The sequence below is a fragment of the Chryseobacterium sp. 2VB genome (assembly GCF_005503635.1).
In the GTDB taxonomy this organism is placed as follows: Bacteria; Bacteroidota; Bacteroidia; order Flavobacteriales; family Weeksellaceae; genus Chryseobacterium; species Chryseobacterium cupriresistens.
In genome coordinates this window covers 1-17699 of the sequence record NZ_SCNC01000006.1, presented here as the reverse complement: position 1 = coordinate 17699, position 17699 = coordinate 1, and the positions used below count along the sequence as shown (strand labels likewise).

The following is a 17699-nucleotide window of genomic DNA, read 5'->3' as shown; positions in this document are numbered from 1 at the left end:
TATGAAAAGCAGAATAAGACATCTTGTTCTGCTTTTTTTTTAAACCAGCATATTTCTTACATCTATTATGGATGATGAAAAATTCTATATCAATAAATGCTGATTATTGTATAACAGTCTAAAACCTATACTACAAAGGATTTGTTTATCAAAAAAATGAGTATTGAAAGAGAGTGTAAAGCGCCCTGATTATTAAATTAAACCCTTTTAACAAAAAGTATATAATAAAAAAGCTTTACTTTTGCAAAAATTTTTAGTTAGAATGTCGAAAAATTTAGTAATCGTAGAGTCCCCGGCAAAAGCAAAAACTATTCAAAAATATCTAGGAAAGGATTTTGAAGTGAAATCCAGTTTCGGACATATCCGGGATCTTCCTAAAAAAGGAATGGGGATAGACCTTGCCACATTCAGTCCTGATTACGAAGTTTCAGCAGACAAAAAGAAACTGGTAACCGAATTAAAGGCTGCCGTAAAGAAAGCTGATATGGTATGGCTCGCTTCCGATGAGGACCGCGAAGGAGAAGCTATTGCATGGCATCTTGCGGATGAGTTGAAGCTGAAGCCTGAAAACAGAAAAAGAATTGTTTTCCACGAGATTACCAAAAACGCCATTCTAAAAGCAATCAACAACCCAAGAGATATTGATCAGAACTTAGTAAATGCCCAGCAGGCAAGAAGAGTGCTGGACAGAATCGTAGGTTTTGAAATGTCTCCCGTTTTATGGAAAAAAGTAAAACCGGGGCTGTCTGCAGGCAGAGTACAATCTGTAGCAGTAAGGTTAATTGTTGAAAGAGAAAAAGAAATCCGTGAATTTACGCCAAAAGCAAGCTTTAAGCTGGACGGAATCTTTTTAAATAAAACAGAGCAGGAAATTGCTGCTAAGCTTAAAAAAGATTTTGAAAAGGAAGAAGAGGCTGAAAAATTTCTGGAACAGGCTAAAACTACAGAATTTAAAGTTCTCAATGTTGAAACCAGACCAGGTACACGTTCCGCTTCAGCTCCGTTTACAACTTCCACTTTACAGCAGGAAGCTTCGTCAAGACTTGGATATAATGTGACCAATACCATGCGTCTGGCACAGAGATTATACGAAGAAGGGTTTATTACCTATATGAGAACAGACTCTGTAAACCTATCCCAGGAAGCTATTGAAGGAGCTAAGAAACAGATCATCTCAGAATACGGTGCGGAATATTCTTCTCCAAGAAACTATACCACAAAATCAGCTTCTGCACAGGAAGCGCACGAAGCGATCCGACCTACGGATTTTGGAGTGAAAAGTATAGGAGATGCACAGCTGAACAAACTCTATCAATTAATATACAGAAGAACACTTGCTTCTCAGATGGCTAATGCCAAAATTGAAAAGACAGTGATCGAAATAGGAAATACATCATTACCGCATCATTTTGAGGCACAAGGAGAAGTGATCATCTTCGACGGTTTCCTGAAAGCCTACGGAATTGTAAAAACAGAGGACGATGATGATGAAAACAACGATAAGCTGCTGCCAAAAGTAAGCGTGGGAGAAGTTTTGAGCTATAAAACCATTACTGCTACTGAAAAGTTCACAAGACCAAGTGCAAGATATACTGAAGCCGGGTTGGTGAGAAAACTTGAAGAATTAGGGATTGGTAGACCTTCTACTTATGCGCCTACCATTCAGACTATTCAGAACAGAGAGTATGTGGATAAAAGAGAAATCGAACCACACACCCGTGAAGTGATCAAAATGTCTCTGACAAAAGATAAGATCAAAAAAGTAGTTCTTGAGGAGAAGTTTGGCGGTGATAAAAATAAATTCGTTCCTACAGATATAGGTGAAGTTGTTAATGACTTCCTTACAGATAACTTCAGGGAAATCCTTGATTACGGTTTCACGGCAAGAGTTGAAGAAAGCTTTGACGAAATTGCAAGTGGTGATCAGAAGTGGAAGGAAATGATGACCAATTTCTACTCCAAATTCCACCCCAGAATTGAAGATGTAGAAGAAAATGCAGATCGTGCAACAGGAGACAGACTTTTAGGAGTAGATCCTAAGACCGGTAAAAATGTACATGCAAGGATCGGAAGATTCGGAGCGATGATCCAGATTGGAGAAACTGATGATGAAGAGAAGCCAATCTTTGCATCATTAATGTCAGGACAGAATATTGCAACCATTACTTTTGAAGAAGCGCTGGAACTGTTCAAACTGCCGTTTGACTTAAGCGAAGTTGACGGACAGCCGGTTTCTGTAGGAGTGGGAAGATTCGGACCTTATGTGAAATGGGGTGAAACGTATATCAGTATTCCGAAAGGTGAAGATCCGCTTTCTGTAGATCAGAAACGTGCTGAGGAGATTATCAATGAAAAGAAGATTGCTGATGCTCCAATTGCTACGTATAAAGGAGAACCGGTAACCAAAGGATCCGGAAGATTCGGACCATTTATCAAGTACAAAGATATCTTTGTGAATGTTCCTAAAAGATATGATTTCGAAAACCTTTCACAAAGTGATATCAATGAACTGATTGACGCTAAATTGGAGAAAGAGGCCAACCGATATATCCAGCAATGGGAAAAAGAAAAAATCTCCATTGAAAACGGAAGATGGGGACCTTTCATCAAGTTCGGAAAAGCCATGTTCAAAATTCCAAAAAAAGCAGACGATACAAAATATGAAGCTGAGGAACTGAAAGAACTTTCTCTTGATGAGGTTAAAAAGTGGATTACAGATCAGGATCCGAAAGCTTTTGCGGAAAAGAAAAAACCTGCAGCTAAAAAAGCAGCCACAGCTAAGAAGACTCCTGCAACAGTGAAAAAAACTGCAGCTAAGAAACCTGCAGCTAAAAAATAAATAATCCTTAAGGTTACAATACAAGCCGTCAACACCTGTTGACGGCTTTTTTTATGAGCAAAGAGAAACATGTCTTCTCAGTTTCTATGTTTTTTGTATGTTTGTTATATCAAGCAATTAATCAATTATTACATTTTAAATTAAAATATGGATTTCGAAGACTTTATCATTTCACCAAGAAATTTTAAAACAGAGAGCTGGCAGATAGGAAATCGGATTACAAAAGATATCAGAGAAGACAGTATTGTTCTTTTGTTTGTATCAGACTACAGAGGTGCGGGCGGCGATGCGGAAGTGCAGGATTTTACGGCGGTAAGAAAAGAATTTTACAAGCTTTCACAGATGGATTTCGAAATTCCTGTTGTAGACCTTGGTGATCTGGTATCGGGGAAATCTGTTCAGGATACTCACTATATCTTACAGGAAGTCCTGTCGGCATGTCATTATAAAAGAGCTATTCCGATAATTATCGGGGGGTCCAATGACTTTGCTTTCTCATTATTTTCAGCATTGAATTTCCATAAGAAAAGCATCAATTATACCCAGATCAGTAATATTATTTCCCTTCAGCAAGGTGAAACCATCAATGAAAATACTTTTTTGAGCAAAATTTTCGGAGCCAAAAATTTCTCCATTAAAAACTACCATCATCTGGGCTACCAGAAACATTTGAATGAAATGGATTCCGTAAGGCTGATCAAAGAGGTAGAATTTGATATTATCCGGCTGGCTGAAATGATGAATTCTACAGAAAAAACAGAACCGTTCTTCAGAAAAGCAGATCTGGTGACCGTAAACTGTGATGCTATTGAAAGCTTTAGTGAGCCCTTTTCAATGAATCCACAGGTAAATGGTTTGAACAGAAGAGAGATCTGTGCCTATATGAAAGAAATCGGATTGAGTGAAAACCTGAAATCTGTCGGAATTTTTAATTATAATATTTATTCTGAAAACCAGTTGAACCATCAGCTTTTAGCACAGATGCTGTGGTACCTGATCGAAGGAATCAATATCCAGCATTCCCATCCGAAAGAAAGGCATTATGAGCTGTTCTACGTTTTGATAGATGACAGACAATATGCATTCAGGCGTGATACTTTCAGTAATTTGTGGTATTTTGGTGATGATGAAAATATAGAAAACTGCATTCCCTGCTCCAGAAAAGATTTTGATGAAGCTAAAAAGGGCTGGCTGAATGCAAGACTGACGAAAATTTAATGTATGACAAATGTTCCCTCAAGAGTATCCATTATTGTTCCCGTTTATAATGTCGAAAACTATTTGGCAAAATGCCTCGATTCTCTGGTAAAGCAGAGCCTTTCTGATATCGAGATTATTGTAGTAAACGACGGAAGCAAAGATAACTCTGAAAAAATAATTAAAGAATTTGCACAAAGATATCCTGATAAAATAAAAGCCTTTACCAAAGAAAACGGTGGACTGAGTGATGCCCGTAATTTTGGAATCGACAGGGCTGCCGGAGATTATATAGGTTTTGTAGACAGTGATGATTATGTTACTGAAAACATGTTTGAAGAAATGTTTCTTTTAGCGGAAAAGCATCATGCGAAAATGGTCATCTGTAATATTCAGAAAGTGGATGAGAACGGAAAAATTGTACAAAAATTGACACAGCTTCCTGATATGCCGGAGAAAATAGCCCTTGAACATAACTTTTCTGTATTTTCTGATATCAGCTATTTTGCATGCAATAAGCTGTTCAAAAAAGAACTTTTTAATCAGAAAAGATTTAAAAAAGGAGTTCACTTTGAAGATATTCAGCTGATTCCTCAGCTTTTGCTGGAATGTGAAATCATTGCGCAGACTCAGAATTTTCATTATCAGTATCTTGAACGTACTGATTCTATTACAAAAACCCACACAGAAAAAGGACTTGATATGTTAAAGGCTGTTTCTGATGTAGAACAGGTATTCGGTAAATCTTCCTATTCCAATAAAAGCAAAGAATTGAAAAATTTCCAGATTTTTGAGGGAGTTTATTCGTTTTTGGCCTACCTGGCGTATGTGAAAAAAGACGAAATATTTTACAGCATGTCTGATCAGTTAGACCTTTTTATGAAAGAAAGACAAATAAAAATTCAAGATATATTGAAGTATAGTCGTTTTGGTAAGAATTATCTTTTATCTTTGCCTTTGAAGAAAAAGATTTTTTATCTGTTGTTTTTTGGAGGACAAAAAAAATTGATAAGAAAGTTGATTTAGTAAACACAAATGTAAGTACTATTGTTTCGGTCAATAGAAAATGATAATAAAGTTCCTGTTATGATTTTTTATTTTGGAGATACAAGTGCTGAATTAGAAAAGAATGAAAAACTTTGAATTGTTCTTAAGCGGATCGGGGATACCTATTTTCTATGTAAAAATAGGATTAGGCTTCGTATTCTCCTTTTTAATTACATTTTTCTCTATTCCTACCATTGTCAAGATTTCAAGAAGAAAGAATCTGATGGATGAGCCTGGAATAAGAAGCTCGCACCTTAGAGAAATTCCCAATCTTGGTGGAATCGCCATCTTTTATTCAATAGGAATCTGTGCCTCTATTTTTGCCTATGAATTGTTTGATCTCTACAAATTTTTATTTGCTTCATTAATTATCCTGCTCTATGTGGGGGTAATGGACGATATTGTCGTAATGAGAGCCTACAAAAAACTTGTTGCACAGATTGTTGTATCTTCCCTGATTGTTATTGGCTCCGATATCAGAATCAGAAGTTTATTCGGAATCTTAGGCGTATTTGAGCTGGAGTATTTTGTAAGTGTGATATTCAGTATCGTAACATTTATTATTCTGATTAATGCGTTCAATCTGATTGACGGGATCGATGGGCTGGCAGGAGGTTATTCCGTTATCTGTAGTGCTTTATTTGGAATAAGCTATTACCGTCTGGGGGAATATAATTATCCGCTGGTAATACTGTCTGTTGTTATTATTGGAACTGTGCTGGCATTTTTGTATTATAATCTGTCAAACTACCGTACCCGCAAAATATTTATGGGAGATACAGGTTCTATGCTCCTTGGTTTTTTATTGGCTTTTACATCCATCTGTTTTATAGATATTTTTATAGATAAAAAACTGATCGATGTTCCCAGATATCACCTTCAGTCTGCTCCTGTAGTAGCGGTAGCTATTCTGATTCTTCCGATTGTAGATACTCTGAATGTCATTATGATCAGGCTTTACAATAAAAAGTCACCATTTGATGCTGATAAAAACCATATTCATCACAAACTGCTGAAATTGAATCTTACCCATAGGAGATCAACTTTTTATATTATTCTTTACTATCTGATGATTGTTGGAGTGGCTTATTATTTAAGACATATTAATGTCAATCTTTTATTATTGGTGATTGTTTCACTGGGTTTTTTTGGTGCATATTTGCCAGATTTACTATATCGAGTAAGAAATAACAAAAATTAACAATTAAATATTACTTTTGTAAACAATATTATATATATATATGATGAAAAACTTTAAATATTTATTTTTAATATTCCCTCTTTTAGTTACCTCATGTATTACAACAAAGGATGTAAGATACTTACAACCAAGTGAGAGTCTCGTAATTAATGAAGAAGGTCTTGTTCCCTACAATATCCCTGTATACAGGATTACCAAAAATGATATCCTCAATCTTAACATTGTAACAACTCCCAAAGGAGATGCTGCACAGTTTTATTCTTCTTACAATTCCTCAGGAGGGACCGGAACCGGAGCTGTAACAAGTCCGGCCATGTCTGGCGGTGGTTCTGTAGGGGGAGGAGTTGGTACTACTTCCGGGATGAGCAGAGGAGGAAATACGAATTTCTATTTTAACGGACTCAAGGTAGATTCCAATGGTGATATCAATGTTTTTGGAATTGGCTATGTAAAAGCTGAGGGAAGAACATTAGAGGATATCAGAAAAGAAATTCAGGAAAAGGTAAATGAAAATTTCCAGGAAGGTAAATCTGAAGTAAGACTCAATACGGACGGTATCACTTATTATATTCTTGGTGATGTTGAAACTACAGGTCTTTCAGGAGAGAAAGTAGTTCATAAAAATACACTTACCATTACTGAAGCTTTAGCCATTAATGGCGGGCTAAACAGGACGATTGATAAGAAAGAGATCGTTATCCACAGAAAACTTCCGGAAGGAATCAAAATTGCCAAAATAGATCTTACCAGAGAAGATCTTATGAACTCTCCTTTCTATTATGTGCAGAATGGAGATGAAATCTATCTGAGCACAAGAGCAAAAAGCTTGAACGGATTCGGAAAAGATCCTATTCAGACTTTAACAACAGGAGTTTCGGTAATTACTACGGCATTGTCTATTTATTTACTTCTTAAAAATCTTTAGTCATGATTCCAGAAAGAGTAACCGCTGCAGAGAAGAATGATTCTCAGAAAGAAAAGTATGGGTCGTTTGCGTTATTTGATTTAGAACACTTTTTAAGAAGAGTCCTTAAAAACTGGTACTGGTTTGTATTGATGTTTTTTATCGGCTATGCCGTTGCATGGGTATACAGTAAATACTATGCACAAAATATTTATGCATCAGACTTATCGTTAAGTACCTCCAGTAAAGGTTCTGAGTTCTTACCAACACAGTCTAACCAATCCATCAACTTCATCTGGGGTGATACCGGAAATCAGGATGGGCTTTATCTGAAAAAAATGCTTTTATCAAGATCGCACAATGAATTTTTGGTAAAAGAACTGGATCTTTTTGTTAATTATTCTACCAAAGGACTGATAAAATCCACCTACCTGGATAAAGATGATTCACCGGTTTTTCTTCAGATTGATAAAAAACATCTTCAGCAGATTGATTATCCTATTACCCTGATCCCCAAAGGCGATGGAGCATATCAGGTAGTTTTACCAGAAGAAGGAGAATCCACTAACCTGTATAATTATGAAGTGGAAGGTTTTCAGACTATCAATCATTATAGCAGACCCGCTGATAAAATCATTAAAATCAATGAATGGTATAATGCTCCGAACCTGAGGTTCAGATTACTTAAAAATCCTGTTCCTTCTAAAATTCAGTTGGATAATATCATTGTAAACCTGAAATCGATCAATGAAAGTGTAAACGAAATTGTTTCTACTACAGGTGTTGACTTTGATAAAGAAATCAGGTCCATTATGATTATTACCAAAAAAGGATATAATCTCAACAGCACAGTGAATTTCCTTAATAAATCTGTTGCAGAGTTACAAAAAAAGAGACTGGCTGATAAAAACGTAGTCAATAAGAATACCGATGTCTTTTTAAAGGAAAATCTTGATAACATCCGTAAAAAACTTGATTCAAGTGCGAGTGTGCTCAATTATTTAAAAACTTCGGAAAAACTTTATAATATTAAAGACAGAGACGAAAAGTCTCTTGAAAAAATAAAAGAGCTCGAGGCTAAAAAAGCAGATATCATAAGCAAGATCAATTCTCTTAACAATATAAAAAACACGCTGCAGTCTCAGAATTTTGATAAAATGATCGGAACCAATGCTGCAGGTTTTGAAGATGGAGTATTCTCAGCAACAGTTACTGAACTAAAAGCTCTATATACCAAAAGAGCAGAAATGGCTTCTATTTATAAGCCTTCATCAGAGCCCATGAGAGAGATCAACAGGCTTATTGATGAGGCAAGAATGGGATCATCGAACAGTTTAAGAGGATACTATAACAGATATTATGAAGAGATCAACAAAATTGATCGTGATATTTCAGGAGCCAACTCGGATTTAGCTTCTTACCCTGAAAAAGAAAGAAGATATCTGGATGCAGAAAGAGGATATAATATGATTGAGGCCACTTATAATAGTCTTCTGGGAAGACAGAGCGATACTAAAATGAGAATGGCGACCAATCAATCCGATATTACAGTGATTGACCCAGCCAAAAATCTGGGACAAAGACCTATTGCACCTAATGTCAAGTTAGCGAAAACTGCCATTATCTCAGGATTGCTGCTGCTTCCGTTACTTTTTATCTTTGTAGGTGAAGTATTAGACAGTAAAATCAGAAACATTAAAGAACTTTTAAGTGCTACAAAAATTCCGCTTCTTGGGGTAATAGGAAATAACAGCAATGAAAATATGCTTACCGTTCTTGAGCAGCCAAAATCATCTGTATCAGAAGCTTTCAGAGGAATAAGAGCCAATATGAGATTCCTGATGGATAATGAAGGTGAAAAAGGAAAAGTTATTTTGATTACTTCATCCATTGGAGGAGAAGGAAAAACTTATATTTCTATCAATTTAGCATCTGTAATAGGATTAAGTGATAAAAAAACAATCTTGTTAGGAATGGACCTTAGAAAACCGAAAATCTTTGGAGACTTTAAGATTGATAATAAATATGGGATCTCCAATTATCTTACAGGAGAAGTAGATATTGACCAGATTATTAACAAGACCAAGATCCCTAATCTGGATGTCGCTACTTCGGGTCCTATCCCGCCAAACCCATCTGAGCTTTTGATGAGTCAGAGAAATATCAGATTTATAGAAGAACTCAAAGAAAAATATGATTTCATTATTATAGATTCACCACCTGTAGGTCTTGTAGCAGACTCCTACGAGCTGATGAAGTATTCTGATGCTAATATATATGTTGTACGCCACGAATACACAGAAAAGTATATGCTGAAAATGATTACTGAAAAGTATCATAACGATGAAGTCAATAATCTGGGACTTGTCTATAATGACTATAATACCAAACAAGGCTACGGATATGGATATGGCTATGGTTATGGATACGGCTATGGTTATGGTTATTTCGATGAAGATAAAAATTATAAAGAGCCTTTACTGATAAGGATCAGAAATAAAGTACAGGTATTATTTAATAAAAAATAAAGCATTAAACCCTCATTTAATGGGGGTTTTTTCATATGTAAAGTATTTTCATTCTATGAAAAAAAGAATATTTTTGCCACTTTGCCGTTTACTTTATAACAAATTATGTTTTTTTGTTTATTTTTAACTAAACATTAAGATTATCATTAATATAAAAATGTTTTATATTTGCAAAAATTAAATTTTAAAATAACCATAAATCCATATTCTTTTATGAATAAAAAATTATTGTTTAGCTTCCTTGCCTTCCTTGGAGTGGTAAGTGTTAAAGCACAAAGAAACGAATTGGGAGTTCGTCTAGGTATGAGTAACCTAGTGGGAGATGTAGGAAGGACAAATTATATTTTACAAAAGCCGTTGGATTTAAGCAGAGCGTCAGATTGGGGAGTTCCATTTTATGGTGGTTTATTATATAGATTTAATTTTAACCCGCATCAGACTGTTAGATTGGATTTAGGATACAACCAGATTCAGTTCAGTGATAAAGCGGCAAAGGAAGATTATAGAAGAAATAGAAACTCATACGGAAAAAATAATGTGTATGAGGCGAGTTTAATGTTTGAATATAATTTTTTCCCGGTAAATAATGAGCAGATAAGCATGCTGAGCCCTTACATCTTCGGAGGTGTTGGTGCTTTGATGTTTGATGCTCCTAAAGCTACTCTGGTGAATGATTTCAGAAGAGATGCTGATGGTGTGGCACAGGCTCCGGTCAATGAATTGGATTTTACAACTACCACAGATTATTCATTGGGCAAAAAAGTAACAATGCATATCCCTTTTGGGGTGGGTTTAAAGTATAAATTCAACCATTCCTGGGCAATATTTGCAGAAGGTACATTCAGATATACATTGACGGATCAGTTGGATCACAGCAAGATCCTTTCCAAAGATGTAAAAACTTCTTATAATGCTGATATTTTGGATCCTGCCACAGGCGGTTCATTATTACAGTCAGGAAATTATTATGCGGTTTCTAAAGAAAGAGAAGCAGAGTTTATTAAAAAGAGAAATATTGGAGATGACAGATCCAGAGACTGGATAAATACTTTCAGTTTAGGACTGACATATTCGTTCGGAAGACCTCCATGTTATTGTGAATAATATGTCGTTGATTAAAGAAAAAATAAATTCTGAGAATTTACCAAAACACGTAGCCATCATTATGGATGGTAATGGAAGATGGGCAAAATCTCGTGGCGAAGAAAGAACTTTCGGTCACAAAAATGCCATTAATGCTGTAAGAAATGCTATTAATGCTTGTAATGAGATTAATATTCCTTACTTAACATTGTATACATTCTCTTCAGAGAATTGGAATCGTCCAAGCGAAGAAGTGAATACCCTTATGAATCTGTTGGTAGAAACCTTACTGCTGGAAGCAGAAGAGATTTTCAGCAAAGGATTGAGAATGCATGTTATAGGGAATCTTGAGAAGTTGCCTGCATTAGTAAGAGAGCAGTTGGAACGTGTGGTAGAACTCACAAAAGAAAACACAAAAGGAAACCTTGTATTGGCTATTAGCTATGGCTCACAAAATGAAATACTGGAAGCCGTAAAAAACATAAGTTCTGATGTAAAAGAAGGAAAAGTAGAGATAGAAAATATAAACGAAAGTTTATTTGAAAATTATCTTTATACAAAAGATTTTCCTCCTGTAGATTTACTGATCAGAACCAGCGGCGAAATAAGAATAAGCAATTTCCTGCTTTGGCAGATTGCTTATGCTGAATTACAGTTTTTAAATGTTCTGTGGCCGGATTTCACCAAAGATATTTTCTTCCAGTGTATTGTGGATTATCAAAACAAGGAAAGAAGATATGGTTTAACCGGTGAACAGGTAAAAGGCCAATAAATTTTTAAGAAAAGAAAGACTCGATAAAATGAAGTTTAGACTATTACCCATCATTATGTTTGCTGCTTCTGCACATTTTTATGGACAAGTAACTCCACAAGACAGCACAAAAGTAAATAATGCTGTACATGCAGAAAATGAGGCAGGAACTTATACACTTAAAGACATCGTTGTAGATGGGGTAAAAAAATATACACCAGCTCAGATCTTAAGATTTACGGGCCTTACAAAAGGAGAAAGTGTAGACATTCCGGGACAGAAAATCAGCAACGCTGTAAAAAAACTTTGGGATACCCAATCTTTTTCTGAAGTGGAAGTTTATGTTCAAAGCATTGAAGGACAGACGATCGTTCTGAAATTTTATCTGCAGGATCTGAAAGAACTTGGAGAAGTGAAATTTACAGGAAAAGGAATCGGTAAATCTAAAAGTGAAAAACTGGCAAAGGATAACAACCTAAAACCAGGAACTAAGATCACTCAGAACTTGGTTTCAAGCCTTAAAACCAATGTCCCTAAAGACTACATCAAAAAAGGTTTTGCAGATGCCAAAATTACTATCCAGGATAAAGTAAATGCAGGAGATCCCGCGTTGGTAGATTGGACAATCAATGTAGATAAGGGTAAAAGAATTAAAATTGACCATATCGAATTTGAAGGAAACGATAATGTAACCGATAGCAAACTTAGAAATAAAGCTTTCAAAGAAACCAAACAAAAACGTTTCGGAATCGGTGGTATTTTGAAATCCTCAAAATTCATTGAAGATAAATACCAGGAAGATAAGCAAAGCCTTATCAGTTATTACAACTCTCTTGGATACAGAGACGCTAAAATCGTTTCAGATTCAGTATGGAGAAACAAAAGAAATAACTACGAAATCAATGTAAAACTTAGCGAGGGTAAAAAATATTACATCGGGGATATTACATTCACGGGTAATACCGTATACGCAACAGAATATTTACAGAGATTATTAGGATATAAGAAAGGGGATATTTACGATGCAGTAGGATTCAACAAAAAAGTTGGGGAAGACGGAGGTAAAGAAGATGATTCAGATATTAAATCTGTTTACATGAATAACGGTTACCTTTTCTCTAATGTAACGCCGGTTGAAAAATCAGTGTCAGGAGATGCAGTAAACCTTGAAGTAAGAATTAATGAAGGAGAGCAGGCTACCTGGAATAAAGTAACATGGCAGGGAAATACTACAACCCATGACCATGTAATTCTTAGAGCACTAAGAACAAAACCGGGAGAGCTATTCAAGAAAACAGAAATTAAGAGAACCTATTTCGATTTAGCGGGAATGTCATTCTTTGATCCTCAGCAGGTCGGGCAGGATATCCAGCCAAACCAGGTGGATAATACTGTAGATATCAACTGGAAGCTTGTAGAAAAAGGATCTTCACAGGTTCAGTTACAGGCAGGTTACGGAGGTAACAGTTTTATCGGTACTTTAGGATTAACATTTAATAACTTCTCATTAAAGAATTTCCTTAAGTTTAAAGATTTCAAACCGGTACCTCAGGGAGACGGACAAACGTTCTCTATTCAGGTACAGGCAGGACAGTATTTCCAAAACTATGGAGTATCATTCTCAGAACCTTGGCTATTTGGTACTAGACCAACAGCACTTTCTGTAAGTTTGAATAACTCAAGAGTAAGATACACAGATCAATATGGAGAAGCCCAGAAATTGAACATCTTCTCTGCTTCAGTAGGTCTGAACAGACTATTGAACTGGCCGGATGACTACTTCTCTCTTTATACAGGTTTACAGTTCCAGAAGTATGACTTCAAGAACTATCCATTCCAGTTTGGGGATACCACAGAAAATAACGGTACTGCCAATAACTTCAGTGTCAATTTAGGACTGAGCAGAAACTCAGCAGGTATTGACCCGATTTTCCCAACAATGGGATCTAATATTGAGCTTTCAGCAAAACTGACTCCTCCATACTCATTGTTTAAGAAGAAAGATTACTCCACAATGTCACCTATTGACAAATATAAGTGGATGGAATTCTATAAAATCAAGTTCAAAGCAGATGTTTACAATGAGATCATTGGAAAACTTGTGCTAAGGTCTTCTGCTGAAATGGGATTCATGGATGGATATAACAGCCAGCTGGGAGCGCCGCCGTTTGAAAGATTCTACATGGGAGGTACAGGTCTTTTCGGAGGTCGATATGACGGTAGAGAATTGATCCCTTTAAGAGGATATGAAAATGCCAGTACAGAAGGAGGTCAGGCTGATGATATTACTCAAAGAGGAGGAGGTACCATTTATAACCGATTTACTTTAGAATTAAGATACCCGATCTCAATGAGCCAGACTGCAAAAATCTATGCCCTGACATTCGCAGAGGGTGGTAACGTATGGAACTCATGGAGTTCTTACAGCCCATTCCAGTTGAAAAGATCAGTCGGAGTTGGTGTAAGAGTTTATATGGGAGCATTTGGATTGATCGGATTCGACTTCGCACTAGGTCTTGATAAAACATTATCAGGTGACAAGTCCGGATGGAGAAACCACTTCTTGATGAACCAAACATTATAATTATTAAATATGAAGCACTTTAAAATAATTTTCACATTCGCATTACTCTTGCTTTTCGGGTTGAACAATGCCCAGAAAATCGGAGTAGTGGATACTAATGAAATTTTAAATAAATTACCTCAGTATAAAGAAGCCGAAGCAAGATTAAATTCTCAGATCGATACCTGGGAGTCTGAACTTCAAAATCTTCAGTCTGAATATGAAAGAAAAAAAGCTGCTTTTGAAAGTGAAAAAGTTTTATTGATAGGTGATCAGCTTAAACTTAGAGAAAAAGAAGTTACAGACCTAGATAAAAATATTAAAACGACAACAAGCTTACGTTTTGGAGCGAATGGTGAAATTACAAAACTGAGAACAAATCTGGTTCAGCCTTTTCAGGATCAGATCTGGGGAGCCATCAAAACAATGTCCGAAAAAAATGGCTTGGGCATAGTTCTTGATAAAAGCAATAACATTAGTGTTATTTTCCTTCAGTCAAAATATGATTACACCGAAAAAGTATTGTCTATCTTATTAAAAGGAACAGACAAGAAGGAAAAAACAAATAGTAAAGGCAAAAAATAATAAAAGAATTAACTTTTGCTATATTTTAAAATCTAAAAACAAATTAAATTATTTATTTACCAGTTATGAAAAAATTAAGTGTATTATTTGCAGCAGTAATGATGGTTGTATCTGTAGGTATGGCAAAAGCTCAAAAAATTGCTACTTTAGATGTAATGGGAGTTCTTAACGCGATGCCGGAGAAAAAGAAAGCAGATGCTGATCTTAAAACATTCTTAGATACTAAACAAGCTGAGATCAAGAAAAAAGCTGACGCAGCTCAAACTAAATATCAGCAATACCAAACTGAAGCTCCTAAGAAAACAGCTGACGAAAACAACGCAAGAGAAGCGGAAATGAAAAAATTAGCTGAAGAAATCCAGCAAATGCAGGAAAAAGCTCAAAAAGATCTACAAGCTAAGCAAGATGTAGCTTTTGGTCCTATTGAGAAAAAACTAAACGATGCAGTAGAAAAAGTAGCTAAAGCTGGCGGATACGATTATATTATGGATGCAAACTCAACAGCATTCCTTTATAAAGGAGGACCAGACGCAACTCCAGCTGTGAAGAAAGAATTAGGAATTCAATAATTTCAGCAAATTAACAAAGATTTATAAAACCAACCGCCTCTTTTAGAGGTGGTTTTTTTATTTTTGCGGAATGGAAAAAGAAGTATCAACTACGGTCAAAGTTAGGTTTAGTGACTGTGATCCGATTGGACATTTGAATAATGTAAAATATCTTGAGTATATGTTCAATGCCAGAGAAGATCATGTGGAAACATTTTATGGATTCACTTATGAAGAATATACCAAGAAAACCGGCTGTACCTGGATTGCTATTCAGAACGAAATAGCCTATCTCAAAGAAGTAAGATATAATACACAGGTAGTGATCAGCAGCAAGACCATTGATGTACAGGATAGAACGGCAAAAGTGGAAATTCTCATGAAGAGTCTGGATGAAAAAACAATTCATGCTGTACTTTGGGTGACTGTTATTTATTTTAATGTTAAAACAAGAAAATCAGAAGTTCATCCCGAAGATATCAAAGAGATTTTTGATCAGTTTTATGTAGATCTTATCCAGAAAGACTTCCAGTCAAGGGTGAAGTTCTTAAGATCTCAGAATGCCAAGAACTCTTAACTCCATTTCTTATTGAAGGTTCCAATTTAAAATTAATAATAAACAAATGAAAAAAATAGCAGTAATAGGTAGTAACGGACAATTGGGAAACTGCATAAAAAAGATTGCCCCGGATTTTGAACATCTGTATGAGTTCCTGTTTACAGATTCATCTACGTTGGATGTTACCAATGAAGAGCAGGTGAACGATTTCTTTTATGATAACAAACCTGATTATTGCATCAATGCCTCCGCATACACTGCAGTTGATCTGGCAGAAAAGGAACAAGAAAAAGCCTTTGCAGTAAATGCCGGCGGAGTAGCCCACCTTGCTCAGGCATGTGCAGATTATAAATCTGTTCTGATTCATGTTTCTACAGACTATGTTTTTGATGGAACCACAAATCTTCCATATGCTGAAGATGATTTTACAAATCCAATAGGAGTATATGGTTCATCAAAAAGAGAAGGAGAGGAGCTTGCACTGGAAATCAATCCAAAAACAATCATTATAAGAACATCTTGGCTGTATTCCGAGTTTAATAAGAACTTTGTGAAAACAATGTTGAATCTTTTCTCTCAGAAAGAAGAATTGGGAATCGTTGCTGACCAGTTTGGACAACCAACCAATGCCAACGATCTGGCAGAAGCTATGATGAGAATTATCGAAGCACCACAGAAAACCTATGGCATTTTTCACTTCTCAAACTATCCGGAGACAACCTGGTTTGAATTTGCCAAAAAAATTGCTGAATTTTCAAAATCATCAGTAAAATTAAATCCATTGACAACCGAAGAGTATCCAACACCTGCCAAAAGACCAGTAAGAAGTACTATGTCTCTGGATAAAATAGAAGAAGCTTATAAGATAGAACCCAAACATTGGGAAAACAGTCTTGAAGAATGTGTTGAAATCCTTTCACACCAATAATATATATATATGAAGAATATTGCAATCCTCTTTTCCGTATTATGCATCCAGCTGTGGAGCGCACAGAATGTTTATATGACCAGAGTGGAAAAAACAAATGACAATGCAGATAAATTCTTCTACAGAAAAGATGCTGCCGATGCAGATGCTGTCTATTTAGGAGAAGTAGAAGTACAGGGGTTTTCAAAAGATGACGCACTCGTATTTTCCATGGTATATAAAAAAGCAAAAGAGATTGGTGCCAATACATTTGAATTAAAACCTTTCGAAAATGTTGATGGTACTCCGCAGACATTCAATGCTGCCAATTATAAAATTGCTTTATATTACACACCTAAAGAAAAATTGGCGGCTAAAAATGGGGAGATGTATATATTTGCATCTTCTGAAAAAGATCAGAAAATAAATGTTAACCATAAAGACTATATTATTTCTCCCAGATCATTTTTAAAATTAAAAGTGGTTCCGGGAGAAATCTATACGATTTCAACCAAAAAGCTTTTAGGCTCTACAGTGAAAGTTCAGCCAAAAGCCAATGATGACAATCTTTATTTTCAGGTTTCCTCCCTGAAAGTAAAATCAGACAACTCAGGAGTGGGTGGTTTGAATCTGAAATCCGGAGATATCATTGGCCTTGAGAAGTCTTATGCAGAATTTTTAAGTGTAATATATAAAGAAAACACTCCATAAAACTCCATTATAAGTGTCTTATTTCCGATTGAACTTTAAATACACTGAATATAACAGGGATTTAGTTAAAATTTTTCCCCCTGCTACCCAGTTCTTTAGGAACAAATATCACTGTAATGTAAAATTTATGTTAAATAAACTTGTTTTGCGTTGTAGGAAGTTGCTATCTTTGCCCCACTGAAAACGAGAGTAGAACAGTAGCGCAGAAGCGCCTTTAGCTAGGCAGAAACGATATTACTACAAAAAAGAAACGGACGAAAAAAACTTCAAAACTTT

The 17699-nt window shown here is 35.7% G+C and carries 14 protein-coding genes; all 14 read left to right on the top strand.

Annotated elements, in window-relative coordinates; translation table 11 throughout:
- The first annotated feature begins 262 nt into the window (after positions 1-262).
- The gene (gene topA / locus FFS26_RS07760; protein ID WP_110009831.1) at positions 263-2839 is read left to right on the top strand and encodes a type I DNA topoisomerase; all 2577 of its coding nucleotides are present in this window, start codon (positions 263-265) and stop codon (positions 2837-2839) included.
- A gap of 147 nt (positions 2840-2986) precedes the next feature.
- A complete protein-coding gene (locus FFS26_RS07755) occupies positions 2987-4057 on the top strand; it encodes a formimidoylglutamase (protein ID WP_137904748.1) in 1071 nt (356 codons plus the stop codon).
- Positions 4058-4060: 3 nt separating this feature from the next.
- Positions 4061-5062 carry a glycosyltransferase family 2 protein gene (locus tag FFS26_RS07750; protein ID WP_110009829.1) on the top strand — a complete coding sequence of 334 codons (1002 nt, stop codon included), beginning with the start codon at positions 4061-4063 and terminating at the stop codon, positions 5060-5062.
- A 103-nt stretch (positions 5063-5165) separates the two neighbouring features.
- Positions 5166-6284: a glycosyltransferase family 4 protein gene (locus FFS26_RS07745; protein WP_110009828.1), complete on the top strand. Its 1119-nt coding sequence runs from the start codon at positions 5166-5168 to the stop codon at positions 6282-6284.
- A 40-nt stretch (positions 6285-6324) separates the two neighbouring features.
- A complete protein-coding gene (locus tag FFS26_RS07740; protein WP_110009827.1) occupies positions 6325-7209 on the top strand; it encodes a polysaccharide biosynthesis/export family protein in 885 nt (294 codons plus the stop codon).
- 2 nt (positions 7210-7211) lie between these two features.
- Positions 7212-9716 carry a polysaccharide biosynthesis tyrosine autokinase gene (locus FFS26_RS07735; RefSeq protein ID WP_110009826.1) on the top strand — a complete coding sequence of 835 codons (2505 nt, stop codon included), beginning with the start codon at positions 7212-7214 and terminating at the stop codon, positions 9714-9716.
- Between the two features lie 213 nt (positions 9717-9929).
- A complete protein-coding gene (locus tag FFS26_RS07730) occupies positions 9930-10820 on the top strand; it encodes a DUF6089 family protein (protein ID WP_137904747.1) in 891 nt (296 codons plus the stop codon).
- Between the two features lies 1 nt (position 10821).
- Positions 10822-11571: an isoprenyl transferase gene (locus FFS26_RS07725; protein WP_110009824.1), complete on the top strand. Its 750-nt coding sequence runs from the start codon at positions 10822-10824 to the stop codon at positions 11569-11571.
- 28 nt (positions 11572-11599) lie between these two features.
- The gene (gene bamA, locus FFS26_RS07720) at positions 11600-14134 is read left to right on the top strand and encodes an outer membrane protein assembly factor BamA (RefSeq protein WP_110009823.1); all 2535 of its coding nucleotides are present in this window, start codon (positions 11600-11602) and stop codon (positions 14132-14134) included.
- 9 nt (positions 14135-14143) lie between these two features.
- Positions 14144-14698, top strand: coding sequence for an OmpH family outer membrane protein (locus FFS26_RS07715; RefSeq protein WP_110009822.1), 555 nt, complete (start codon positions 14144-14146; stop codon positions 14696-14698).
- Between the two features lie 65 nt (positions 14699-14763).
- Positions 14764-15267 carry an OmpH family outer membrane protein gene (locus FFS26_RS07710; RefSeq protein ID WP_110009821.1) on the top strand — a complete coding sequence of 168 codons (504 nt, stop codon included), beginning with the start codon at positions 14764-14766 and terminating at the stop codon, positions 15265-15267.
- 70 nt (positions 15268-15337) lie between these two features.
- A complete protein-coding gene (locus FFS26_RS07705) occupies positions 15338-15823 on the top strand; it encodes an acyl-CoA thioesterase (protein ID WP_110009820.1) in 486 nt (161 codons plus the stop codon).
- Positions 15824-15869: 46 nt separating this feature from the next.
- Positions 15870-16733 (top strand): dTDP-4-dehydrorhamnose reductase, encoded by an 864-nt coding sequence (gene rfbD / locus FFS26_RS07700; protein WP_137904746.1) that lies wholly within the window; start codon positions 15870-15872, stop codon positions 16731-16733.
- Positions 16734-16742: 9 nt separating this feature from the next.
- Positions 16743-17423, top strand: a complete 681-nt coding sequence (locus tag FFS26_RS07695; RefSeq protein ID WP_137904745.1) for a hypothetical protein — start codon at positions 16743-16745, stop codon at positions 17421-17423.
- Positions 17424-17699 lie beyond the last annotated feature (276 nt).